This is a genomic window from Sanguibacter antarcticus (assembly GCF_002564005.1).
Lineage (GTDB): Bacteria > Actinomycetota > Actinomycetes > Actinomycetales > Cellulomonadaceae > Sanguibacter > Sanguibacter antarcticus.
Genome location: NZ_PDJG01000001.1, coordinates 62,459 through 84,963, shown reverse-complemented (window position 1 = coordinate 84,963; position 22,505 = coordinate 62,459). Strand labels below are relative to the sequence as shown.

Here is a 22,505-nt window from a genome sequence, read left to right as displayed (position 1 = left end):
GAACGTGTGCTGGTGGTGCGTTTCGTCGGTCAGCTCAATGACCACAGTGACATGACAAGGACGTGACCGCGCCAGTCGAGAGGAATCTCCTGCAAGAACTGGTGCTCGGCCATGGCCGGGGCCTCGCTCGCGACGGCGGGCAGGCTCAGGACGGCGTGCGCCGCGAGGAGCGACTTGACGTTGCCCCCCACGACGTTGGCGATCTCGCCGAACGCGTCGGCGAGGTCTTCGGGGGTCACGACCTCGTCGGGGTTCATGACGAGGAGGGCACGCGTGAGCTCGTCCGCGACGGGGCGCCCGGTGCGCACGACCGCGCGCGCACCGATGCCGAGGCCACCGATCGTCATGTCGACCCACGCGACGATCGGGTCGGCGGGCTCAGGGACGGCTCCGAAGCGCTCGAAGACGATCGTCTCGCCTCCGTCGATCATGGCCGCGAAGACGTCTTGGGAGATGGCCAGGATCTGATCCCTGTCCACGGTCAACGTTCCGGCGATCACACTGTCTCCTCTACCGGGAGCAGCCCGAGCAGCTCCAGCTTGTCCCGGAGCGCGTCCGGGGTGAATGGTTTGATGAGGTACTCGTGGGCCCCCGCCGCGAGTGCTCGAACGATCTGGCCGTGCTCGCTCTCGGTGGTCACCATCATCAGAGTGAGGGACCGCCAGTCTTTGTTCTCTCGAACCTTCGTGACGAAGGTCAGCCCGTCCATGACGGGCATGTTCCAGTCGATGCACGCAAGATCGAACACCCCGCCGGCCTCGAGCGCGTCCAGCGCTTCCTGGCCGTCTCCGGCCTCTGTCGTCTCGTATCCGAGGTCTCTGAGGACCGTAGACACGATGCGTCGCATCGTGCGTGAGTCGTCGATGACGAGCGCCTTCATGTCCTGCTCCTTGTCGTGTTCTGATAGATGGAGCTCCGCCCGACCTGGACCCTCTGCCACAGGTCGTCGATGCCGACTGTCGTCTCTGCCGCCCCCAGGACGAGGAAGCCACCGGGCCGCATAGACGTCCGCAGGCGCCGCAGGATGTCCCGCTTCACCTCGACGTCGAAGTAGATGAGGACGTTGCGCAGGAAGACGATGTCGAACGGCCCCACAGGTGGTGCGCCGAGCAGGTTGTGCTTGGAGAAGCGGACGAGCGAGCGCAGCTCCTTGCTGATCTGCCACTCGGTGCCCGCCTTGGTGAAGTGCTTGACGAGGTACTTGGCGGGGAGCCCGCGGTTGACCTCGAGCTGCGAGTACGCGCCTCGTTCTGCCTTGGCGAGGACCTCGCCCGAGAGGTCGGTCGCCGTGATCTCGATGCGCGGCGACGGTCCGGACAGCGCGTCGAGGAGCGCCATCGCGATCGAGTACGGCTCCTGCCCCGTCGAGCACGCGGCGGACCAGATCTTCAACGGAGCGGTCACCGGCTTGTTGGCCATGACCTCGGGCAGAACATGCCCCGCGAGCGTGACGAACGGGAGCGCGTCCCGGAACCAGCTGGTCTCGTTCGTGGTGAGCGCCTCGACGATGAGCTCCGCCTCCGTGAGGCTGGCCGATGTGCGCTGTCGTCGGACATAGTCGTCGACCGACAGCCCTGCTCGCCGAGCGAGCGGCATGAGCCGGCTCTCGACAAGGTATTCCTTGCCCGGAGGCAAGTGGATGGCGCTCTTCTTGCGGACCAGGTCCGCGACGAACGTAAAGCTCTCTGCAGTCAGACTCACCGTGACACCTCCTGTGCACCTTGGCTCGCTCGGACGATCCCTGCGATGGTGTGGCCGATCTCGCTGATCGGCAGCACCCTGTGCGCGTACCCGGCCATCGCTGTCGCGCCAGGCATGCCCCACACGACAGACGTCTCCTCGTCCTGGACGACGACCGTCCCACCGGCGTCGGCCACCGCGCCCGCACCGACCTTGCCGTCGGCACCCATGCCCGTGAGGATGACTGCCAGGAGATCGGGGCCCACGACCGTGAGCGCCGACCGGAAGAGGACGTCGACCGACGGCCGGCAGAAGTTCACCGGGGCGCCGTGCGTGATCTTCGCCCGATACCGGCCAGCCGTGCCCTCGAGCTCCAGGTGCGTGTCGCCCGGGGCGATGTACACGCACCCGGGCTCGAGGACCTGGCCGTGGACGGCCTCGAACACCTGGGACGGCCCCAGGCGGTCGAGCCGGTGCGCCAGCTGGCGCGTGAAGATCGCCGGCATGTGCTGGACGACGAGGAGCGGCACGGGCAAAGGTTCCGTGAGGCGCTCGACGACGCGCGAGAGCGCCTCGGGCCCGCCGGTCGAGCTGCCGAGGACGACCGCACGGACCGGGTGGTTGCGGGGGGTCGCCCGCAGCATCACCGTGTGCCGCTGCGCCGCGACGCTCGGACGGACGCCTCCGGGAACGGTGCCTGCGGAGCGTGCCGTCGGCGAGCTGGTCAGGGGCCTCGGCACGAGAGCACGGATCTTGGGGATGAGCTGGTCGGCGACCGCCTTGAGCGACTCGCTGATGCTCCCGACGTTGGACGGCTTGGCCACGTAGTCGGACGCCCCCGCGTCGAGAGCGTCGAACGTCGCCGTCGCACCACGCTCGGTGAGCGTGGAGAACATGATGATCGGCATCGTGTGCCCGCGCTTGCGCAGCTCGCGCACCGACTCGACGCCGTTGAGCTCGGGCATCTCGATGTCCATCGTCACAGCGTCCGGCGCGTGCTGCTCGATCTTCGCGAGCGCGAGGCGCCCGTTGGCCGCCGTCGCGACGACCTCGACGTCAGGGTCGCTCTCGAGCGCCTGCACGACGAGCCGGCGGATCACCACCGAGTCGTCCACCACTACTACACGGATGGTCATCTGCTGGTCCTGTTCATGTCGTCGAGCCCCTAGATCGTGAACTGCGCGACGCGCACACGGAGGTCGGCAGACATCTTGGCGAGCTCGGAGACCGAATCGCCCATCTGCGTGACGATCTCGGAGGAGACGGCAGCGGCTGATGCCACACCGCCGATGTTCGCGGCGATCTCGCCGACACCGAGCGCAGCCTCGGAGACGCCCCGGCTCATCTCGTTGGTCGTGGCGGTCTGTTCCTCGACCGCCGACGCGATGGTGAGCTGGAAGTCGCTGATGCTCGAGATGATCGCGGTGATCTCGCTGATCGCAGAGACGGCAGACGCCGTCTGGCTCTGCACCTCCTCGATCCGGCGGGCGATGTCCTCGGCCGCACGGCCCGACTCGGACGCGAGCTCCTTGACCTCGCCGGCGACGACCGCGAAGCCCTTGCCTGCCTCGCCGGCGCGGGCCGCCTCGATCGTCGCGTTGAGCGCGAGGAGGTTCGTCTGAGCCGCGATGCTCGTGATGACCTTGACGACCGTGCCGATCGCCTGGGACGTCTCGCCCAGCTGGCCGACGGTCGTGGCAGTCTCGGTGGAGTGCTCGACCGCCCGGCTGGCGATCCTCGCGGCCTCGTTCGCGTTGGTCGCGATCTCGCGGATCGAGGCACCCATCTGCTCGGCGCCCGCGGCCACAGTCTGCACGTTCTGGTTGACCTCGTCTGCAGCCGCTGCGACGACGCCCGCCTGGGCGCTCGTCTCTTCCGTCCCGGCAGCGACCTCGGAGTTCGCGGTGGCGAGCTCCTCCGCAGCAGCAGCAACGGTGGCGGCAGTGTCGATGACCCCCGTGATCACGGCGCGCAGGTTCACCTGCGCCTCGTCGAACGACGCCGACATCTGACCGAGCTCGTCGCGGCTGCGGATCTCGACCGTGTGCGTGAGGTCCCCGGTCGCCATCGTCTCGAGCGCGACCTTGACGTCGTTGATCGACGTCGTGATCCGGCGCGTCACGAGGACAGCGACGGTGACCGCGATGCCTGCGCCGACGACGAACCCGACGACGAGCGCGATGATCGTGCGCCGCACCTCGTCCTGAGCCCCAGCGAGCACGGCACCGACCTGGAAGTCGATCTGCCCCTGAGCGAGCAGGAGCGCCCGCCCTGCGCTGTCCGGGTCGCCGGCGACGTCAGCGGCGAGAGCGTTCTCGACACCGGCGACGTCGCCCGCGGTCGCGAGCGGGAGCACCGTCGCGTCGCGGTAGGTGGTCCATGCCTCCCAGCGATCGACGAAGTCGCTCCACTGCTGGGTGTTCGACTGCTCGTAACCCTCCACCTCGGTGATGAGCTGCTCGACCGTCCGGTCGTTCCACGCCGAGGACGTGAGGATCTGCTCGCGCATCGCGTCGTCCGTCGCGCCGGCCGCCCGGCGGACGAGGAGGTGGCTGGTGGCCTGCGCCGCGCGGAGGTCGCCGAGGTCGCCCTGGAGCTCGCCCGTGAGCGTGTTCACCTCGTCGAGGTGCGTGCCTGCCCGGGCGAGGGCGACGGCACCGAGCCCGCCGACCGCTCCGAAGACGACCGCCATGACCACGAGCGACGTCGCGATCTTCGCCCAGACGGGGCGGTCCCAGAACCAGTGCGTGCGCAGGTCTGTCGAGAACGTGGCGGTCATCTGAGCTCGTCCTCCGTGTAGTAGCCGCCGCCGACGAGCAGCGCCTCGTAGTTCGACGCGTCGACGACGACCGGAGCAAGGAGGTAGGTCGGGACGACCTGGACGCCGTTGTCGTACGACGTCACGTCGTTGACCTCGGGCTCCTCGCCCTTGAGGAGCGCGTCGCCCATGGAGACCGCGACCTCGGCGAGCTGGCGGGTGTCCTTGTAGATCGTGGCGTACTGCTCGCCCGCGATGATCGACTTCACCGACGGGATCTCGGCGTCCTGGCCCGTGGTGACCGGGAGCGGCTCGGCGTCTGTCCCGTACCCGTCGGCCGCGAGCGCGGCGAGGAGGGCGATCGCGATGCCGTCGTTCGGGGCAAGGACACCGTCGATGACGAGGTCGGTGCCCGCATAGGTGTCGGCGAGGAGCCTGTTCATGCGCTCGGCCGCCGTGTCGCCGTTCCACTGGAGGGTGGCCACGGTCTCGAAGTCGGTCTCGCCCGACGGGACCTGGAGGACCCCGCGATCGATGTACGGCTGGAGGGTGTCCATCGCCGCGTCGTAGAAGACGGTCGCGTTGTTGTCGTCCGGAGAGCCCGCGAAGAGCTCGACGACGAACGGGCCCGTCGCACCTGTCGGCGCGCCGGCGTCGTCGACGACACCGAGCCCCTCGAGGAGCATGGTGGCCTGCTGGACGCCCACACGATGGTTGTCGAACGTCGCGTAGTAGTCGACGTCCGCGCTGTCGCGGATGAGACGGTCGTAGGCGATGACAGGGATGTCAGCAGCGGCCGCCGCGGCGAGCTGCGCCGTGAGGGCCGTGCCGTCGATCGAGCCGACGATGAGGAGGTCCGCGCCGTCGTCGATCATCTTCTGGATCTGCGCGACCTGGGTCGGTACGTCGTCCTCTGCATACTCGAGGTCGACCGTGTACCCGAGCGCCTCGAGCTGAGCCTCGACGTTCTTCCCGTCAGCGACCCATCGGGCAGAGGTGGTCGTCGGCATGGCGACGCCGACCAGCTGGTCGTCGTTTCCTGCCGTGACGTCGCCTGCGCTGCACGCCGCGAGCGTGATCGACGCGACGACTGCCGTCAGCGCCACCACCGCACGGGAACGTGCCCTGCCCGAGATGCTTTTCATGTCCTGCTTCCTGTCCAGGTCACGCGCGTGCGCCGTGGCCGATCCTCCTATCGGCCACGGCTCACAGGGTGTGAGGCGCTCGCCGTACCGGCGGGAGGTGAACTGTCGACGCAGCCGGCGAGCACCGGTCAGCCCTGTCAGTAGGTGAACTGGGTGACCTGGTCGTCCAGCTCGCCCGAGGTTCGCAGCAGGAGCTCGACCGTCGATCCCATCCGCGTCACGGTCTCGCTCGACTCCGACGCGGCGGAGGCGACCCCCGTGATGTTCGCAGCGATCTCGCCGGAACCCGTCGCCGCCTCGTTGACCGACCGCGTCATCTCCTGCGTCGTGGCCGTCTGCTCCTCGACCGCCGACGCGATGGTCATCTGGTAGTCGTCGATCGTCGCGACGATCGTCGCGATCTCGGTGATCGCACCAGCCGCCGACGCCGTGTCGAGACGGATCGCGCCGACCCGCTCGACGATCTCCTGAGTCGCGCGCGCCGTCGACGCCGCAAGGTCTTTGACCTCGCTCGCGACGACAGCGAAGCCCTTGCCGGCCTCCCCTGCCCGTGCCGCCTCGATCGTCGCGTTGAGCGCCAGAAGGTTCGTCTGCGCGGCGATCTTGACGATCGACCGGACCACGGCGTCGATCCCCTCGCTCGAGACCCCGAGCCGGCCGACCGACTCATGGGCCGAGTCGGCGACGGACGTCGCGCTGCGGGCGACCTCGGCAGCAGCCTGCGCATTCACCGCGATCTCCTGGATCGAGGCCGCCATCTCCTCAGCGCCCGCAGCGACGGTCTGGATGCTCCGGCTCACCTCCTCCGCCGCAGACGCGACGACGACCGCCTGCGTGCTCGTCGCCTCCGAGCCTGTCGCCACGGTCGCGTTCGCGTCGGAGAGGTCGTTCACCGCACCCCGGACGCTGTGCGACGCGGCGGCGACCTTCGCGACCAAGGTCCGCAGGTTCTCCTGCGTGAGAGCCAACGACCCGGCCAGGTCGCCGATCTCGTCGTGCCCGGTGATCCCCGACGCGACCGTGAGGTCGCCCTCGCCGACCGCGGCGAGCGCGGTCTGCACCGATCCGAGACGCGACTTCACCGAGAGCGCCACGACGAGGGCGAGCCCGAGCGCCGAGAGCGCACCGAGCGCGGTGGCAACGACGATGAGGATGGTCGATCGCGTCGCTGTGGTGTGGATCTGCGCCGAGAGCTCGGCGACCGCGTCGGACTGCGCGAGGGTCTCTCGCTGCAACGGGTCGACGACGATCGAGCTCAACGGCTCCATCGTGCCGTCGACGTAGAGCCCGAAGGCTCGTTCGCTCTCGCTGTCGACGAGCGGGAAGAGGCCCGAGGCCGCCATGTCGTGGTAGTTGTCTATGCCGTACGCGAGCGTCTCCATGTCGTTGGACCTGATCGCGTACGGGGTGTACTTGACGATGAGCGCCTGGAGCTCGCCGAGGCTCTGCTCGAGCTGGGCCTCGAGCTCCGCGCGCGTGAACTCGTTCACGAGCCCGTACTGCAGCGTCCGCGCACGGTCGGCCTGGAACATCGCCTGGACGTCCGACAGGTACTGCATCGGCACGACGTGCGACACGTAGAGCTCGTCGGACTGGCGGTCGACCGTGGCGAGGGACGCCGCGCCCACTCCCCCGGCCAGCACCGCGGCCACGGCCATGACACCGACGGCGACCATGATCTTCGTGACGATCGATCTGTCGGTCCAGCGCGCCCGGAGCCCGCCCGGCTGGCGGGCAGGCTGGCCGGTCGGTGCGGTGGAGGTGGCGCGAGCCCGCAGGCGTCCGCCTGAGCTCGCCCACGTGGCGGCGACCCGCGAGCGGGCTGTCGTGATCGATCCGGCGAGGCCGCGGACCAGCACCGGTGGTGTCCGCAGAGCAGGCATCCCGGGCCTCAGAAGGTGAACGTCGAGACGCGGCTGCGGAGATCGGCGGCGATCTCCGAGAGCTGGATGATGCTCTCGTTCATGTCGATGATCGCCTCACCTGACCGACCGACAGACTGCGAGGCGTACACGATGTTGCCCGCGATCTCGCCAGAGCCTGTCGCGGCCTCGGCGGCGGAGCGTCCCATCTCGTTCGTCGTGGCTGTCTGCTCCTCGACCGCGGACGCGATGGTCATCTGGTAGTCGTTGATGCTCGCGATGATCGTGGAGATCTCCCCGATCGCCTCGACCGCCGAACCGGTGTCGACCTGGATCGCGGCCACGCGGCGCGCGATGTCCTCGGTCGCTCGAGCAGTCTCCTGAGCGAGGTCCTTGACCTCGCTCGCGACGACAGCGAAGCCCTTCCCTGCTTCGCCCGCGCGGGCGGCCTCGATGGTCGCGTTGAGCGCGAGCAGGTTCGTCTGCTCGGCGATGCTCGTGATGACCTTGACGACGTTCCCGATCTCCTGCGAGGAGGTACCGAGACGGGCGACCGTCTCGTTCGTCGTGAGCGCGACGGCCGTCGCGGACTGCGCGACCTTCGCTGCCTCGTTCGCGTTCTGGGCGATCTCCCGGATCGATGCGCTCATCTCTTCGGCGCCTGCTGCGACCGTCTCGACGTTCCGGGTGACCTGCTCGACGGCGGAGGCCACGGTGCTCATCTGCCCCGTCGACTCCGCCGAGCCCACGCTCATGGTCGATGCACCGGCGGACAGGCCTGCTGCTGCGTCGGCGACCGCCTGAGCGGCGCCGACGACGCCGGTCATCGTCTCCCGCAAGGAGGACTGGGCCTGGTTGAGAGATCGTGCCAGCGCACCGAGCTCGTCGTTCGTCCGGACGACGACCTCGACCGTGAGGTCTCCTGCGGCGAGCCCGTCGGCAGCCGCGCACACGGCGAGGATCCCGCGGCGGATGCGCTGCGCGAGCCGCGCCCCGACGAGCACCGCGCCGAGCACACCGACGACTACGACGACCACGGCCGTCCACATGAGCGACGACGACGAGGACGAGCCTGCTGCCGCCATCTCGGGGTCGGTCGCTGCGAGGGCTTCCGCCTGGTCACCGAGAAGGTTCGCGGCTCGGATCGCGACGGCCGCGAGAGTGGTGGCGACCACGATGAACACAGCGACGAACGTCGCGATGCGGGCCCGCAGGCCGTAGCGGATCTCTGGGGCGACGCCGACAGGGGAAGACATGGGCTGTCCTTTCATGCTGCTGCTCGGTCAGACGCGTCGGTGCGTCCGTCCGTCTCCGGCTGTGGAAACCGGATTCCTGACCGTGTTATCGGCAGGACAGCCCTCTGTGTAAAGCGTCGTGAGCAGGACGTTCGCGCCGAACCGGGTGAGATTCGCCCACGTCACCACGTCACCACGACACAGCGACGCCCCCTCCTCGTCGATCGAGGAGGGGGCGTCGCCCAGCGTCAGAAGACGAACGCTGCGATCCGTTCACGGAGCTGGAGCGCAATGCCGTCCAGCCCGCTGACGCGGTGGCCCATCTCGCTGATGACGCCGTTGGACGACTCGGCGGTCTGAGCGACGCCGGAGATGTTCGCCGCGATCTCGCCCGAGCCGGTCGCGGCCTCGGTCACGGACCGCGACATCTCCTGCGTCGTGGCCGTCTGCTCCTCGACAGCGGACGCGATCGTCAGCTGGTAGTCGTTGATGCTCGCGATGATCTCTGAGATCTCCCCGATCGCCGCGACCGCCGAGACGGTGTCGAGCTGGATGGCCTCGACCCGGCGGGCGATGTCCTCCGTCGCGCGAGCCGTCTCCTGAGCGAGGTCTTTGACCTCGCTGGCGACGACGGCGAACCCCTTGCCCGCCTCACCGGCACGAGCAGCCTCGATGGTCGCGTTGAGCGCCAGCAGGTTCGTCTGGGCAGCGATCCCCGTGATGACCTTGACGACGTTGCCGATCTCCTGCGAGGAGGTACCGAGCTTGGCGACCGTCTCGTTCGTGGTGCGGGCGACCGCTGTCGCTGACTGTGCGACCCGGGCCGCGTCGTTCGCATTCTGGGCGATCTCTCGGATCGACGCGCCCATCTCCTCGGCCCCTGCGGCCACGGTCTGCACGTTGCGGGAGACCTGCTCGGCCGCCGCTGCGACCACACCGATCTGTGCGCTGGACTCCTCTGCGCCCTGGAGCATCTGTGCGGCACCGGCGCTCATCTCGTGGCTCGAGTCGGTGACCAGCCCGGCAGACCCGACAACCCCGGAGAGGGCCTCGCGCAGCTTCTCGAGAGCGTGGTTGAGGTCGCTCGCCATGACACCGGTCTCGTCCCGCGAGGTGACCTCGGCCGGGACGGTGAGGTCTCCGGAGGCGAGCGCCTTGAGCGAGCGCTGGACCGCACCGACCGAGCGGCGGATCCCGCCGGCGACGTACATCCCGCCCGCCAGCGCTACCACGACACCGAGGATGCCGCTGACCACGACGATCGTCGTCGCACGTGACGAGGCGTCAGCCGACTCGTCGGCGATGCCCTGGGCGTAGACGTCCAGCTCGACGTGCGCCTCGTCGAGGAAGACGAGGTATGCGTCGACGAGCGGCTTCGAGACCTCGGTGTAGACCTCGACGTACTCCACCGGGTCCTCGCCCAGCGCGACCGGGAGGATGGTCTCGTCACGGGCCGTGAGCCACTCCTGGAACGCTGGGTAGAAGCTCGTGAGCGCCGGGCTGCCCCCGTCGGGCACCGCGGCCTGCAGCTGCTCGATGCTCGCAGCCATCTCCGCGTCGTTCGCCGTCTGCGTGTCGAGCCACATGTTCTCTGATTCTTCGTCCGGCGCGACACCGATCTCCGCGATGATCATCCGGGCCTTGATCTGGTCCTGGTGGAGCAGGTTCAAGGGGGCACCGATCGCGGAGTTCAGGGAAGCGATCGAGTTCGCGTCGTCGCTGCTGCTGCGCATCGAGCTGATGCTCAGCGAGCTGACGACCACGAGCACGATGACGAACACGCCGACGAGCGCAAGGATGCGGGCGCGGATACCGAAACGGACGGTGACGTCGGGCTCCGAGGAGGCGGTCGCGAGCGCCGAGGCGGGACCCGGTACGGGGGACGTGGGCATGAGTGGTCCTTCTGAAAGAGAGAGATAGGTGGCGAACGCGCGCTGGTGCTCGGGCTCAGGCCGCCAGCGCGGCATCCACGTCGAGAGTGAGAAGAAGGCCTGTGTCCAGCTTGAACGCACCGGTGATGAGGTCACGGACGTGCGCCGGGAGAGTGTCCGGAGGCGTCTCGAACTGGTCGTCCTCGAGGTTGAGAACCTCGCCGACCTCGTCGACGAGCAGGCTGATCGAGCCGTCCTCGACCTCGACGACGACCATCATCGACTCGTTCTCCGGCGCGAGCGCCTCGAGCCCGAGCCGCGGTCGCAGGTCCACGGTCATGACGACCTGGCCACGCAGGTTGACGAGGCCGGCGATGCCGACCGGCGCGAGCGGCACGGGGGTGCGCGCATGGTGGCCGAGAGTCTCCGAGACCCGCATCACCTCGACGCCGTAGAGGGCGTCGCCGATGCGGAACGTCACATATTGGGTCGACATCAGACGCCCGCCATCTCTGAGGTCTTGGTGAGCGACGACACGTCGTCGATCTCGTCCGTGTAGAACAAGGGGTCGGCCTGAGCGAGCGCCGCAGGGACGTCGAGGAGCTCAGTGACTCTGCCCGACAGCACGATGGACCCGAGAAGGCCGATGTCGTCGACCGCCGAACGCTCCACGCCGTCGTCGTTGACGATCTCGATGATCTCCTCGACCACCATCGCGATGGTGCGGTCGCCTCGCGTGAACACGACGAGCGAGAGGTCCTCGTGCTCGCCGTCGAACGAGCCGAGCGCACGCGCCAGGCGCATGACCGGGACGATCGCGTTCCGGTACTGGATGACCTCGTGCCCGCCGACGAGCTCCATCCGGTCGGCAGGGACCTGCTCGAGCCGGGTGACGGCCGCGAGCGGGATCGCCACACGACGCCCCGCGCCCGCGGTGACCACGAGCAGCTCCTGGACGTCGTGCGCAGCCGAGGCCGAGGCATCGGCCCCACGCTGGTCCGGGTCCGGGATGTCACCAGAGAGCGTGCGGCGAGCGATCGCCTGGATGTCGAGGATGAGTGCGACCTGCCCCTCGCCCATGAGCGTCGCCCCGGCGTAGATGCCGATCGCCTTGAGCTGGGTAGCCAACGGCTTGACCACGATCTCCTCGTTGTTGAGGACGCGGTCGACGATGAGGCCGAACCTCTGGTTGTCCGCCTGGAGCACAGCGATGACCGCCGAGTCCGCGTCGCCCTGAGGCTGACCGAGCACGTCGCTCAGCCGCACCAGCGGCAGGAGCGCGCCACGCAGCCGGTAGACCTCGGCAGCACCGATGTGCTCGATCGCGTCGCGCGTCTTCTGCTTGTCGAGAGCGACGAGCTCTTGCAGGCTGACCTGCGGGATCGCATAGATCTCAGCGCCGTTGCGGACCGTGAGCGCAGGCATGATCGCGAGCGTCAGCGGGATGCGCAGGCGCCACGTGGTGCCACGACCGACGTCGCTGTCAACCTCGACCGAGCCACCGATGGACTCGATGTTGCTCCGGACGACGTCCATGCCGACGCCTCGGCCGGACACGTTCGTCACGACGGCGGCGGTGGAGAAGCCGGGAAGGAAGACGAGGTTGAGGATCTCGTTGCTCGTCATCGCGTCGAGCTGCTCAGCAGTCTTGAGACCACGTTCGAGAGCCTTCGCCGCGACGCGTGCGGGATCGATCCCCGCGCCGTCGTCACGAACCTCGACCATGACCTGACCACCTGCGTGGTAGGCCCGCAAGGTCAGGACTCCGGTGGAGGACTTGCCGGTCGCGGCTCGCACGGCGGGGGTCTCGATGCCGTGGTCGATCGCGTTGCGCACGAGGTGCGTGAGGGGGTCCTTCACCGACTCGAGCAGGCTGCGGTCGAGCTCGGTGTCCCCACCGATCATGTCGAGGCGGACCTCGACACCGCACGCGGCCGCGAGGTCACGCACGATCCGCGGCATCTTCGACCAGATGTGGTCGATCGGCTGCATGCGGGTCTTCATGACCCCCTCCTGCAGCTCGGAAGCGATGAGGGAGAGCCGCTGGGACGAGCGGGTCAGGTCAGCGTCGGAGTCGAAGCCCGCGAGCTGGGAGATCTGGTTGCGCACGAGCACGAGCTCGCCGACCTGGCGCATGAGCTCGTCGAGGAGCCCGATGTCCACGCGGATCGACGACTCGCCGGACGACCGACCGGTGGGTGCTTCCTTGCTCGACGAGACGTCCTTGGTCGGCGGGACGTCCTTGGTCGACGAAGAAGACACCGGCGTCCCCACAGGGGGGGTGATAGAGGACGCCGATGCCGGCTGGGGGGCGGTGGCGGTACGGATGCCACCGGTGGGTGCCGCGTGCGCGGCAGGTTCAGGCGCGAGCTCCGGCGCCGGTGCAGGCGCGGGCTCAGGCTCAGGCTCAGGCTCAGCGGCCGTCGCGGTCGCGGCCGGCTCGACAGCCTCGCTCGGGGCGGCGGGCGCAGCAGGTGCGGTCTCGCCGTCGAGCGTGCGCTGGATGGCCGCGACGACGTCGTCGACCTCAACACCGCCCTCAGCGCCGGTCGACTCGATGCGTCCGAGGATCTCGCGGATCGTGTCGACCATGCGCAGGAGCACGTCGGTGGTGTGCTGGTCCATCTGCCGCTGACCGTCGCGCAGCTGGACGAGGAGCGACTCCCCGACGTGCGCTACACGCTCGAGGTCGCTGAAGGCGAGGAATCCGCTCGTTCCCTTGATCGTGTGGATCGTCCGGAACACGCTCGAGAGCAGCTCACGGGACGACGGCGCACTCTCCAGGGCGACGAGGTCTTGGTCGAGCTGGTCGAGGTTCTCGTAGCTCTCGACCAAGAATTCTTGAACGATGTCGTCAATGTCATCCACCGACTCGCTCCCTCCGCCTCATGACGGATGGATCTATCCGTCAAGACAGCAGATCGGTCGAGAACTCAGATGTATGAGACTTCATCGCGGGCACCGCGGATGAAAACAGCGTCAGGAGACGGTCTCGTCCGGCTCCGTGGAGGCCGTGGGAGCGGGCGTCGTGCCGCTCGCGGGACGCACAAGCTGGCGCAGGACGTCTTCCGCACCCTCACCAGCAGCGATCGCCGCCAGGTTGCTCGCTGTGACGGCCTCGACGACCTCGGCGCGGTTGACCCGCGTCGAGCGTGGCGCCTCGATACCGATGCGGACACCGTCACCCCGGGTGTCGATGATCGTGATGACGATGTCGTCGCCGATAAGGAGCTTCTCTCCGACGCGACGACTCAGGACCAGCATGGACCGAGACTACCCCAGCGAGCCCCGCAGACCGGGATCAGTCCCACTGCGGGTCGGCGAGGTGCTCGCTCAGCGCCGCCGCCCACACGACGGCCGACGCAGGGACCGCGTCGATCATCCCGACGGGCACACCGAGCTCGAGCACGGCAGCCGGAGCGGTCGTCGACGTGACGTTGCACGCCGCGATCGCGTCGAGCGGACGGTGCTCCCCCAGCGCGCCCATCCAGCGACGTGCGTCCCGGACGCTGCGGTCGGCCTCGACGACCGCCCACACCTGGTCCGGGTCGAAGGCGTCGACGAGGCCCGCCGCCACCGACCAGTCCGAGGCGTCGACGCCGACCCCCAGCGCGACGACCAGCGTGTTCTCCGTCTCGACCGTCGCTGCCCTCAGCCGGCGCGCCGACATCCCCGTGAGCACCCATGGGCCGTACCCAGAGCGCGGGGTGAACCGTCCCGCGAGGCTGATCTGGGAGTCGGTCAGCCCGAGGCGCCGGGCGATCGTGGACGCGGTGTCGATGACCGGCTCCCCCACCCCGGCGACGATGACGACAGACGCCGGCTCGCGGAGCAGGGTCGGCGCCTTCGGCACGAGAGAGAGCACCTGAGACAGGGTGTACCGCCCCTGGCCCGGCGGCAGCTGCTCGAGGACGCCCCGCGGGACGCCGAGGTCGACGAGCTCGCCGAACGTCGCGCCCGTCGTGCGGACCGCCACGAACTCGGCCGGGCGCACGGTCTTGCCGAGCACCTCGGCGACCGGCGTCGGGACGGGCGCCGTGGCTTCCGGTGCCCGCGCGGCTGTGTCGGGCGTCGATCCGGCGCCCGACGTCGGCGGCGCCGTCGCCCGCGCACGGTCAGGGTCGCGCAGCGGCGCCCCGGCGGACGTCTCGTAGGCGAGCTGACGAACAGAGTCGAGGACGTTCGCGAACGTGTCGCGCTCGGTCGAGACCGGGATGTCTTCCTCGAGGACCGGACCGTCGCCGGAGTCCGCCGCGTCGAGGAGCGCATCGATGCCGGAGAGCCCGGGAGGGGCGACCGGGCCGCGGCTCGCCGGCGTCACGAGCGGCTGGCTCCGCACGACCGGCGGATCGGTGTCCAGCACGCTCAGCTCGACCACCGGGTCGGGCATCTCGACCGTGAGCTCGAAGCGCTCCTTCGCGAAGAAACCTCCGACGCCCCCGGTGCGCACACGCTCAGCCTTGACGACCTTCGCCTGCGGGCCCATCTCCGCACGCACCCGCAAGAGCAAGGTCTCGAGGTCGTTCCCCTCAAGCAGCAATCGCTTCGGCATCGCGGACCACCCCCACGGCTTCGATCTTCAACCCGGACCCGGTCACCTCAGAGTACGAGAGGACAGCCGCCTCGCCGTGGTGGAGCACGATGAGCGAGTGCAGCGCCGGGCGCAGGGCAGGTGCGCACACGAGGACGACGACGTGCCCCTGGTTCTCGGCCGCGGTCCGACCAGTGACGTAGGACCGGATCATGGCGTCGAGCCGCGCGGGGTCGAGAAGGATCTGGCTCCCCTGGTCGCCCGGACGCAGGCCCTCGAGGAGCGCCTGCTCCAGCACCGGGTCGAGCGTCATGACGCGCAGCAGCCCGTCACGGCTGTGCTGCGCGGTGAGCGCCGGCGCGAGCGTGAGACGTGCCGCCTCGACGAGCCCCTCAGGGTCGCTGCTGACCTTCGCGCGCAGGCTGAGCGCCTCGTAGATGCGGCCGAGGTCGCGGATCGGCACGTGCTCGGCCAGCAGCCGCTGCAGGATCCGCTGGACCTCGCCGAGCGACAAGAGCCCGGGGACGAGCTCGTCGACGACCGACGGGTTGACCTGCTTGACGCCGTCCGTGAGGACCCGCACGTCCTCACGGCTGAGGAGCCGGTCGGCGTTCGCACCGATGACGCTGCTCAGGTGCGTGATGAGCACAGAGACCCGGTCCACGACCGTCGCGCCCGTCATCTCGGCCGCGAACCGCATCTCGCTCGGGACCCACTTGCCGGCGAGCCCGAACACGGGCTCGTGCACCTCGGTCCCCGGCAGGGACCCGAGGTCGTCGCCGAGCGCGAGCACCCGCCCGGGCGGGACCTCGCCCCGCGCGGCCTCGACACCGGAGATCCGCAGGACGTACGTCGAGGCGGGCAGCTCGACGGAGTCGCGCGTGCGCACCGGCGGCACGACGATGCCGAGATCGAGCGCGATCTTGCGACGCAGCCCACGGATACGGGCCAAGAGGTCGTCGTCCGACCCTGAGCTGACGAGGTCGACGAGGTCCGGTGCGAGCAAGATCTCGAGAGCCGAGACCCGCATCTCCTCGATGAGCCGCTCGGGCGTGTCTGCCGCAGGGCCCGCGACCGCGACCGCCTGCTCGAGGAGCTCGTCCTTGGCCTCGCGGGCCTCCGTCGCCTTGATCCGCTGCGAGGCGAGGAGAAGGAGCGCACCGACGACCATGAACGGGAGCTTCGGCATCCCCGGCAGGAGAGCGAGCGAGACCGCGGCGCCACCGGCGATGAGGAGCGACGTCCTCGACTGCGAGAGCTGCTTGCTCGTCGACGTCCCGAGGTCGGACTCCGCCGTCGCACGGGTGACGATGAGGCCGGTCGAGACCGACAGGAGGAGCGCCGGGATCTGCGTGACGAGCCCGTCGCCGATCGTCAGGAGGCTGTACGTGTTGATGGCCTCGCTGATCTCCATGCCGCGCTGCACGAGACCGATCGCGATCCCGCCGAGGATGTTGACGATCGTGATGATGATCCCGGCGATCGCGTCCCCCTTGACGAACTTGGACCCACCGTCCATCGCACCGTAGAAGTCGGCCTCGGCCGCGACGTCGGCACGGCGCTGGCGCGCAGCGTCCTCCGTGATGAGCCCGGAGTTGAGGTCGGCGTCGATCGCCATCTGCTTCCCGGGCATCGCGTCGAGCGTGAATCGCGCCCCGACCTCTGCCACACGGCCGGCACCGTTGGTGATGACGACGAACTGGATCACCACGAGGATGAGGAAGATGACGAGGCCGATGATGAGCGACCCGCCCACGACGAAGTGCCCGAACGCCTCGATGACGTCACCGGCATAGGCGTCACGCAGCACGAGCCGTGTCGACGCGACGTTGAGCCCGAGGCGGAAGAGCGTCGCGACGAGCAGGAGCGACGGGAAGACCGAGAAGTCGAGCGGTCGCTTGACGTACATCGTGGTGAGCAGGATGACGAGCGATCCCACGATGTTCACGACGATGAGGAAGTCGAGCATCCAGGCGGGCAGCGGGATGACGAGGAGCAGGACCACCCCGACGATGCCGATGGGGACGGCCATCTTTCCGATGTCACGGTTCTTCACGAGACCTCGACCTCCGTGCGGTGGGTGACGGCTGGGGCGTTCATGCGGCAGTTGTCCTCGCGCTGGTGGCTGACGGTGGAACGATGGTGGGCACGGGCATCGTGCGGATCCCGGCGCCCGCTCCCCCACGGCGCTTGAGCGCCATGACGAACGCGAGCACCTGGGCGACGGCGGTGAACAGGTCGGCAGGGACCTCCTGGCCGATCTCGCAGGCTCCGTGGAGCGCCCGGGCGAGCGGGACGTCCTCGACCATGGGGACCCGCTTCTCGGCGGCGACCTCACGGATCCGGGCCGCGACGTGGCCCGACCCCTTGGCCACGACCCGCGGTGCGCCCTTGCCTGCCTCGTACCGCAGAGCCACCGCGACGTGCGTCGGGTTGACGAGCACCACGTCCGCGGACGCCACGTCGGCGATCATGCGGTTGCGGCTCATCGCGATCTGCTTCGACCGGATGGCGCCCTTGAGCTGCGGGTCGCCCTCCTGCTGCTTGTTCTCCTGCTTGATCTCGAACTTCGACATGCGGGTCTTCTTCTTGTTGCGCTTCATGATCACGACCACGTCGGCGATCGCGAGCGCAATGCCGGCCACGACCGCGGACCACAAGAGCGTCGCGATGCCGCCGGTCGCTGCCGAGAGCAGCGCGTCCACGGACAGCCCGCCGGCCGTGAGCAGCACCGGCGTGAGGTTCTGCACCGCGAGATACAGGACGAACCCGACCACGAGCGTCTTGGCGAGGGCCTTGACCCCCTGCCAGAGCGCCTGGGTGCCGAACGTGTTCTTGACGCCCTTGACGAGGTTGAACTGGCTGAACTTCGGCTTGAGCTTCTTCGTCGAGATGTGGACGCCGCCCTGGACGGCGTTGCCGATGAGCGCGGCCAGCACCACAGCGATGAGCATCGGCTGCACCGACGTGAGGATGGTGCCCATCGCGGTGCCGAGGAGGTCGACGACCTCGAGCGGGTCAGGGTTCGCGATGACCGAGCGCAGCGTCACGACCTGCTCCTCGGCGGCCCCGGCTGCCCGCTCGAGCACCAGCGGCATCGTCACGACGGCCGAGCCGATACCGACCCACGCGCTCACGTCCTGCGACTTCTGGAGGGAACCGTCCTTTCGGACCTCCTTCATCCGTTTCGGTGTCGCCTGCTCGGTCTTCTCACCGGAGTCGTCGCTCATGGGATCACCCCCAGCATCGTCTCGACAGCGGTTCCCGTGAGCGCCTCGATGATGCGCGGGAGCGCGAGGAACGTCAGGGAGGACAGCGACAGCGTGAGGAGGATCTTCAGCGGGAAGCCGAGCGCGAACGCGTTGAGCGCGGGCGCCACACGCGTGAGGAGCCCGAGGCCGACGTCAGCGAGGAAGAGGACGACCACGAGCGGGCCGGCGATCTGGATCGTCGCGAGGAACATGCCGGTGAGACCGGTGGTCGCGGCGTCGGCGACGAGCGAGAGGTCGATCGACTCGCCGATCGGCAGCGCGTCGAAGGTGCGGACCAGGCCACCGATGACCAGCTGGTAGCCGTCAGACACGAAGAGCAGGACGATCGCGGTGAGCTGGTAGAGCCGCGCGAACTGGGCACCGTTCACCTGGCTCATCGGGTCGAACCCCTGAGCCAGAGAGAACCCGCCCGTGAGGTCGATGAACGAGCCGGCGGACTGGACCGCCGCGAACACGAGGAACACGAGGAACCCGAGCGCGAGACCGATGACCACCTGCAAGAGCAGGTCGCCCATGTACGCAGCCGTGCTGCTCGCCGCGCCTGCCTCGACCCGCGGGTTGATCGCGAGCGCCAGCCCCATCGCGAGCATGACCTTGACCGTCGCCGGGATGCCTCGGTGCGCGAAGGGCGGCGCGATGACGAGGAACGCGACGATCCGCACCGCGACGAGCATGAGCGACTCGAGCGACCCGAGAGCGAGGCTGATGGTCATGGCTCAGCTCCCGAGGAGACCGGGGATGCGCTCGAACAGCTCGTGCGTGAAAGCGACCATCTCGGCGATCATCCAGTGGCCGCAGACGAGGATCGCCAGCGAGACCGCGATGGCCTTGGGCACGAAGCTCAAGGTCACCTCCTGGATCTGGGTGATGGACTGCAGGAGGGAGACGGCGAAGCCGACGACCAGCGCGGTGATGAGGATCGGCGCGCAGAGCTTCGCGGCGATGATGAGTCCTTGGACCCCGATGTCGAGGACGGCTGAGGTATCCATGGCGGGCCTACTGGTAGCTTCCGACGAGGGCAGTGATGATGAGCCCCCATCCATCGATGAGCACGAAGAGCAAGATCTTGAACGGCAGGGAGATCATCACGGGCGGGAGCATCATCATTCCCATCGACATCAGCGCCGAGGAGACGACGAGGTCGATGATGAGGAACGGGATGAAGATGACGAAGCCGATGATGAAGGCCGCACGGAGCTCGGAGAGCATGAACGCCGGGATGAGGGTGAGCATGGGCACCGATGCAGCGTCTTCCGGGTTGGGCATCTCGGCGGCCCGGGTGATGAGCGCGATGTCTTCCTCGCGCGTCTGACCGATCATGAACTCCCGCAAGGGCGCCGAGCCGGCGTCGACCGCTGCGGTGAAGTCGAGCGAGCCGTCGATGTAGGGCTGGACGCCGGCGGTGTTCACGTCGCCGAGGATCGGTCCCATGATGAAGAGGCTGAGGAAGAGCGCGAGGCCCGCGAGGATCTGGTTGGGCGGCACGCCGGTGAGCCCGAGGGCGTTCCGCGTCAGGGCGAGGACGACGAAGATCTTCGTGAAGCTCGTCATCATGAGCAGGATCGACGGGACGACGGACAGCAGCGTGATCCCGAGGAGGACGACGACGGAGCTGAGCGGCTTGGTCGCGTCGCCGTCGATGTTCACGCTGACGAGACCGTCCGGTCCTTCGACCGGAGCGACCGGATCGACAGGGTCGCCGGGAGCGGCGGGCACGATGCTGACGGCTTCCACCGCCACGGGTGCTGTGGCCGCCGACGCGGCGCCGGAGGTGGCGAGCACCCCGGCGAACGCCATCAGGGCGACGGTCAGCGCGAGGAGGAACGCTCGCACCCCCCGTCCCATGACGGGCGATGCCTGGAGTGATGATGTCATCGTCGGACCGTGCGCCCTTGCATGAGTGAGAGGGTCTGTCGCCACGTGGTCGGGGACAGGATCGAGCTGCCGAGCGGTCCGGCAGACGCCGTCCGGACGGCGGCGAGCGCCGGCTGGTGCGGCGTCGTCAGCGGGGTGACGATCGACGTCACGTTGGTCGCAGTGGCGGCCACCTTGGTGAGCGAGATCTCTTCGCGGACCTCGGCCTTCACGGCAACGAGGTCGTCTGCGGTCTCCTCCGCCGGCGGGATCTCCTGGGTGCTGAGAACGTTCACCCCGGACTCGGTCACACCGAGGACCAGGCGCTGGTCGCCGACGTCGACGACGGCGAGGCTCGCCTTGGAGCCGAGCACCTGACGGGCCACGACCGTGACCACGACCGCCGGGTGCTGGCCGCGCCGTCCTGCGCGCCGGGTACCGCCCGCACCGCCCACGAGACGGGCGAGGAACCCGTCACCGCCCTGGCCGTTGGCCGAGTCGTTGAGCTTGCGGCCCGCGTACCAGATGAGGCCGAGGACAGCGGTGAGCGAGAGCACCGTGCGGAGCACGAGGACGGCGGTGTCCATCAGGCGGTTGCCTCCGAGTGGTCGACGATCTCGGTGATCCGCAGTCCGTAGTCCTCGTCGATGACGACGACCTCGCCGCGGGCGATGAGGCGGCCGTTGACCATGAGGTCGGCGGGGCTGCCTGCGACGCGGTCGAGCTCGATGACCGTCCCGGGGACGAGGTCGAGGACCTGGCGGACCGGCAGCTTGGCGCGGCCGATCTCGGCGGTGAGCGTCATCTCGACGTCGTAGAGGAGGCGGAGGTTGTCCGGTGACGACCCCGAGCGTCCGGTCGCGGCGGGAGACGCCTTCGAGAGGTCGGGGCGCAGGCGGAGACCGAACCAGCCGCGGACCTCGCCGGCGCCCTCGAGGGCGAAGAGGAGGACGTCGTCGTCGTCGAACGCCGTACCGGCATCGCGGGTCTCGGCAGCACCGAGCACGCCTTCGCCGAGAGTCGCTGCTGCGGCCTCGAGCGCCGGGCGCAGGGCGTCAGCGACCGAGACGAGCGCGCCGGCGCCCGCGAGGGCCTCGCCGATCGCTGATCCGGCCGCGAGGATGAGCTCCGCGCTGCGGCCGCCGACGAACGCGGCCGAGACGGTCTCCTGGTCCGGGGCCGGCCCGGTACCCGCAGAGCGCGGGACCGCGACGAGCGGGACCTCAGACGGGATGAGGAGAGCGAGGGCGTCAGCAGCGTCCTGCGCCAGTGACTGGTCGGTTCCTGCTCCGGGGGTGTTCATCGTTCGTTCTCCTCAGCGTGTACGACCTTGCAGGCCAGTTGACGTCCGTTGTTGCCCGCTACTCCGCGCGCCATGACGCGGTCGTCCACGACGACCTCGAGCGGGCGGGACACAGGATGGTTGAGCAGGATGACCTCACCGACGGCGAGGTGGATGACGTCGCGCGGGTGGATCGTCAAGGGGGTCATCCGGACCGACACGTCGACCGGCACGGTCTGGACCGTGCGGAGCACGGTCGCGCGGGCGGTCGCGTGGCTCTGGAGCTCGGCTGCGCTGCGGGTGTCCGCGCCCTCTCCGGCCCGCATCGGGGCGAGGAGCACGTCGGCCGGGAGCATGAGCGTCGTCGTCGTGGAGTTCTCCCCCATGAGCAGGGTGAAGGTCGCGACGAGCACGGCTTCGGAGGCCGGGACGGCCTGGACGAACTGGGGGTTGTACTGGATGGACCGCACCCGCACGTCGAGCGGGACGACAGCAGCGAAGGCGTAGCGCAGGTCCGCGAGCGCGCTCGAGAGCATGTCGGTGATGAGGGTCGTCTCGATCTCGGTGAGCTCGCGGGGGGCTTCTTCACGGGCGAGGCCCGGGCCGCCGAGCACGTAGTCGATCCACAGGAGCGACGTGTCGCTGGGGATCTGGAGCACTGCGGTCGCTCGCGTCTGCTCGACGCTGCACAGGACCATGGTCGTGTGGGTGGGGAGCCTGCGGACGTACTCGTCGTAGGAGATCATCTCGACGCCGTCGAGGGTCGCCCCCACCATGACGCGCAGCCGCGAGGTGAGCTGGGTGCCCCACTGGCGGGCGAAGGTCTCAAAGGCCATCTCGAAGACTCGTCCGTGCTCGCGGGCGAGCGTCATCGGGCGTCGGAAGTCGTAGGCCTCTGGCTGGCCTGAGCGTTGTCTGCGCGCACTGCTCCGCGCTGTGTCCTGAACCGTCACGAAAAGCACCATCGGCACTGTCGCAGCAGGTATGAGGGAATGTTGCGTCCTCATCGTGTGGC

Annotated in this window: 21 protein-coding genes; all 21 read right to left on the bottom strand. The window is 68.9% G+C overall.

Annotation, left to right across the window (positions count from 1 at the left end):
• Positions 1-29: 29 nt before the first annotated feature.
• Positions 30-500: a chemotaxis protein CheX gene (locus ATL42_RS00425; protein ID WP_098453664.1), complete on the bottom strand. Its 471-nt coding sequence runs from the start codon at positions 498-500 to the stop codon at positions 30-32.
• On the bottom strand, positions 497-880 hold the full coding sequence (locus ATL42_RS00420; RefSeq protein ID WP_098453663.1) for a response regulator: 384 nt from the start codon (positions 878-880) through the stop codon (positions 497-499). The genes ATL42_RS00425 and ATL42_RS00420 overlap by 4 nt, the downstream gene beginning before the upstream one ends.
• Positions 877-1,701, bottom strand: a complete 825-nt coding sequence (locus tag ATL42_RS00415) for a CheR family methyltransferase (RefSeq protein WP_098453662.1) — start codon at positions 1,699-1,701, stop codon at positions 877-879. Before ATL42_RS00415 ends, ATL42_RS00420 begins: the two co-directional genes overlap by 4 nt.
• Positions 1,698-2,816 (bottom strand): protein-glutamate methylesterase/protein-glutamine glutaminase, encoded by a 1,119-nt coding sequence (locus tag ATL42_RS00410; RefSeq protein ID WP_098453661.1) that lies wholly within the window; start codon positions 2,814-2,816, stop codon positions 1,698-1,700. Before ATL42_RS00410 ends, ATL42_RS00415 begins: the two co-directional genes overlap by 4 nt.
• 29 nt (positions 2,817-2,845) lie before the next feature.
• Positions 2,846-4,459, bottom strand: coding sequence for a methyl-accepting chemotaxis protein (locus tag ATL42_RS00405; protein WP_098453660.1), 1,614 nt, complete (start codon positions 4,457-4,459; stop codon positions 2,846-2,848).
• Positions 4,456-5,583: a multiple monosaccharide ABC transporter substrate-binding protein gene (gene chvE / locus ATL42_RS00400; RefSeq protein WP_098453659.1), complete on the bottom strand. Its 1,128-nt coding sequence runs from the start codon at positions 5,581-5,583 to the stop codon at positions 4,456-4,458. The genes ATL42_RS00405 and chvE overlap by 4 nt, the downstream gene beginning before the upstream one ends.
• 137 nt (positions 5,584-5,720) lie before the next feature.
• Positions 5,721-7,466 carry a methyl-accepting chemotaxis protein gene (locus ATL42_RS00395; RefSeq protein WP_098453658.1) on the bottom strand — a complete coding sequence of 582 codons (1,746 nt, stop codon included), beginning with the start codon at positions 7,464-7,466 and terminating at the stop codon, positions 5,721-5,723.
• Between the two features lie 8 nt (positions 7,467-7,474).
• A complete protein-coding gene (locus ATL42_RS00390; RefSeq protein WP_245861894.1) occupies positions 7,475-8,701 on the bottom strand; it encodes a methyl-accepting chemotaxis protein in 1,227 nt (408 codons plus the stop codon).
• 227 nt (positions 8,702-8,928) lie between these two features.
• On the bottom strand, positions 8,929-10,572 hold the full coding sequence (locus ATL42_RS00385) for a methyl-accepting chemotaxis protein (protein ID WP_098456214.1): 1,644 nt from the start codon (positions 10,570-10,572) through the stop codon (positions 8,929-8,931).
• A gap of 55 nt (positions 10,573-10,627) precedes the next feature.
• Positions 10,628-11,047, bottom strand: a complete 420-nt coding sequence (locus ATL42_RS00380; protein WP_098453656.1) for a chemotaxis protein CheW — start codon at positions 11,045-11,047, stop codon at positions 10,628-10,630.
• Positions 11,047-13,419 (bottom strand): chemotaxis protein CheW, encoded by a 2,373-nt coding sequence (locus tag ATL42_RS00375; protein WP_098453655.1) that lies wholly within the window; start codon positions 13,417-13,419, stop codon positions 11,047-11,049. The genes ATL42_RS00380 and ATL42_RS00375 overlap by 1 nt, the downstream gene beginning before the upstream one ends.
• 111 nt (positions 13,420-13,530) lie before the next feature.
• Positions 13,531-13,815, bottom strand: a complete 285-nt coding sequence (gene csrA / locus ATL42_RS00370; protein WP_098453654.1) for a carbon storage regulator CsrA — start codon at positions 13,813-13,815, stop codon at positions 13,531-13,533.
• 37 nt (positions 13,816-13,852) lie between these two features.
• Complete coding sequence (locus tag ATL42_RS00365; protein ID WP_098453653.1) at positions 13,853-15,103, bottom strand: hypothetical protein; 1,251 nt, start codon at positions 15,101-15,103, stop codon at positions 13,853-13,855.
• Complete coding sequence (locus ATL42_RS00360; RefSeq protein ID WP_098453652.1) at positions 15,081-17,138, bottom strand: flagellar biosynthesis protein FlhA; 2,058 nt, start codon at positions 17,136-17,138, stop codon at positions 15,081-15,083. Before ATL42_RS00360 ends, ATL42_RS00365 begins: the two co-directional genes overlap by 23 nt.
• Before the next feature lie 40 nt (positions 17,139-17,178).
• On the bottom strand, positions 17,179-18,312 hold the full coding sequence (locus ATL42_RS00355) for an EscU/YscU/HrcU family type III secretion system export apparatus switch protein (RefSeq protein ID WP_098453651.1): 1,134 nt from the start codon (positions 18,310-18,312) through the stop codon (positions 17,179-17,181).
• Positions 18,309-19,067 carry a flagellar biosynthetic protein FliR gene (locus tag ATL42_RS00350; protein ID WP_098453650.1) on the bottom strand — a complete coding sequence of 253 codons (759 nt, stop codon included), beginning with the start codon at positions 19,065-19,067 and terminating at the stop codon, positions 18,309-18,311. Before ATL42_RS00350 ends, ATL42_RS00355 begins: the two co-directional genes overlap by 4 nt.
• A 3-nt stretch (positions 19,068-19,070) precedes the next feature.
• The gene (gene fliQ, locus ATL42_RS00345; RefSeq protein ID WP_098453649.1) at positions 19,071-19,343 is read right to left on the bottom strand and encodes a flagellar biosynthesis protein FliQ; all 273 of its coding nucleotides are present in this window, start codon (positions 19,341-19,343) and stop codon (positions 19,071-19,073) included.
• A 7-nt stretch (positions 19,344-19,350) separates the two neighbouring features.
• The gene (gene fliP / locus ATL42_RS00340) at positions 19,351-20,229 is read right to left on the bottom strand and encodes a flagellar type III secretion system pore protein FliP (protein ID WP_245861890.1); all 879 of its coding nucleotides are present in this window, start codon (positions 20,227-20,229) and stop codon (positions 19,351-19,353) included.
• Positions 20,226-20,795 (bottom strand): flagellar biosynthetic protein FliO, encoded by a 570-nt coding sequence (locus tag ATL42_RS00335; protein ID WP_098453648.1) that lies wholly within the window; start codon positions 20,793-20,795, stop codon positions 20,226-20,228. The genes fliP and ATL42_RS00335 overlap by 4 nt, the downstream gene beginning before the upstream one ends.
• Positions 20,795-21,511, bottom strand: a complete 717-nt coding sequence (fliN, locus tag ATL42_RS00330; RefSeq protein ID WP_098453647.1) for a flagellar motor switch protein FliN — start codon at positions 21,509-21,511, stop codon at positions 20,795-20,797. The genes ATL42_RS00335 and fliN overlap by 1 nt, the downstream gene beginning before the upstream one ends.
• The gene (locus ATL42_RS00325; protein ID WP_245861889.1) at positions 21,508-22,443 is read right to left on the bottom strand and encodes a flagellar motor switch protein FliM; all 936 of its coding nucleotides are present in this window, start codon (positions 22,441-22,443) and stop codon (positions 21,508-21,510) included. The genes fliN and ATL42_RS00325 overlap by 4 nt, the downstream gene beginning before the upstream one ends.
• Positions 22,444-22,505 lie beyond the last annotated feature (62 nt).

What these genes read in the sequence shown, in the direction of transcription:
- ATL42_RS00420 (WP_098453663.1), bottom strand. Translation starts at nt 880, where the DNA reads ATGAAGGCGCTCGTCATCGACGACTCACGCACGATGCGACGCATCGTG.
- ATL42_RS00410 (WP_098453661.1), bottom strand. Translation starts at nt 2,816, where the DNA reads ATGACCATCCGTGTAGTAGTGGTGGACGACTCGGTGGTGATCCGCCGG.
- ATL42_RS00405 (WP_098453660.1), bottom strand. Translation starts at nt 4,459, where the DNA reads ATGACCGCCACGTTCTCGACAGACCTGCGCACGCACTGGTTCTGGGAC.
- chvE (WP_098453659.1), bottom strand. Translation starts at nt 5,583, where the DNA reads ATGAAAAGCATCTCGGGCAGGGCACGTTCCCGTGCGGTGGTGGCGCTG.
- ATL42_RS00395 (WP_098453658.1), bottom strand. Translation starts at nt 7,466, where the DNA reads ATGCCTGCTCTGCGGACACCACCGGTGCTGGTCCGCGGCCTCGCCGGA.
- ATL42_RS00390 (WP_245861894.1), bottom strand. Translation starts at nt 8,701, where the DNA reads ATGTCTTCCCCTGTCGGCGTCGCCCCAGAGATCCGCTACGGCCTGCGG.
- ATL42_RS00385 (WP_098456214.1), bottom strand. Translation starts at nt 10,572, where the DNA reads ATGCCCACGTCCCCCGTACCGGGTCCCGCCTCGGCGCTCGCGACCGCC.
- ATL42_RS00380 (WP_098453656.1), bottom strand. Translation starts at nt 11,047, where the DNA reads ATGTCGACCCAATATGTGACGTTCCGCATCGGCGACGCCCTCTACGGC.
- csrA (WP_098453654.1), bottom strand. Translation starts at nt 13,815, where the DNA reads ATGCTGGTCCTGAGTCGTCGCGTCGGAGAGAAGCTCCTTATCGGCGAC.
- ATL42_RS00365 (WP_098453653.1), bottom strand. Translation starts at nt 15,103, where the DNA reads ATGCCGAAGCGATTGCTGCTTGAGGGGAACGACCTCGAGACCTTGCTC.
- ATL42_RS00355 (WP_098453651.1), bottom strand. Translation starts at nt 18,312, where the DNA reads ATGAGCGACGACTCCGGTGAGAAGACCGAGCAGGCGACACCGAAACGG.
- ATL42_RS00350 (WP_098453650.1), bottom strand. Translation starts at nt 19,067, where the DNA reads ATGACCATCAGCCTCGCTCTCGGGTCGCTCGAGTCGCTCATGCTCGTC.
- fliQ (WP_098453649.1), bottom strand. Translation starts at nt 19,343, where the DNA reads ATGGATACCTCAGCCGTCCTCGACATCGGGGTCCAAGGACTCATCATC.
- fliP (WP_245861890.1), bottom strand. Translation starts at nt 20,229, where the DNA reads ATGACATCATCACTCCAGGCATCGCCCGTCATGGGACGGGGGGTGCGA.
- ATL42_RS00335 (WP_098453648.1), bottom strand. Translation starts at nt 20,795, where the DNA reads ATGGACACCGCCGTCCTCGTGCTCCGCACGGTGCTCTCGCTCACCGCT.
- fliN (WP_098453647.1), bottom strand. Translation starts at nt 21,511, where the DNA reads ATGAACACCCCCGGAGCAGGAACCGACCAGTCACTGGCGCAGGACGCT.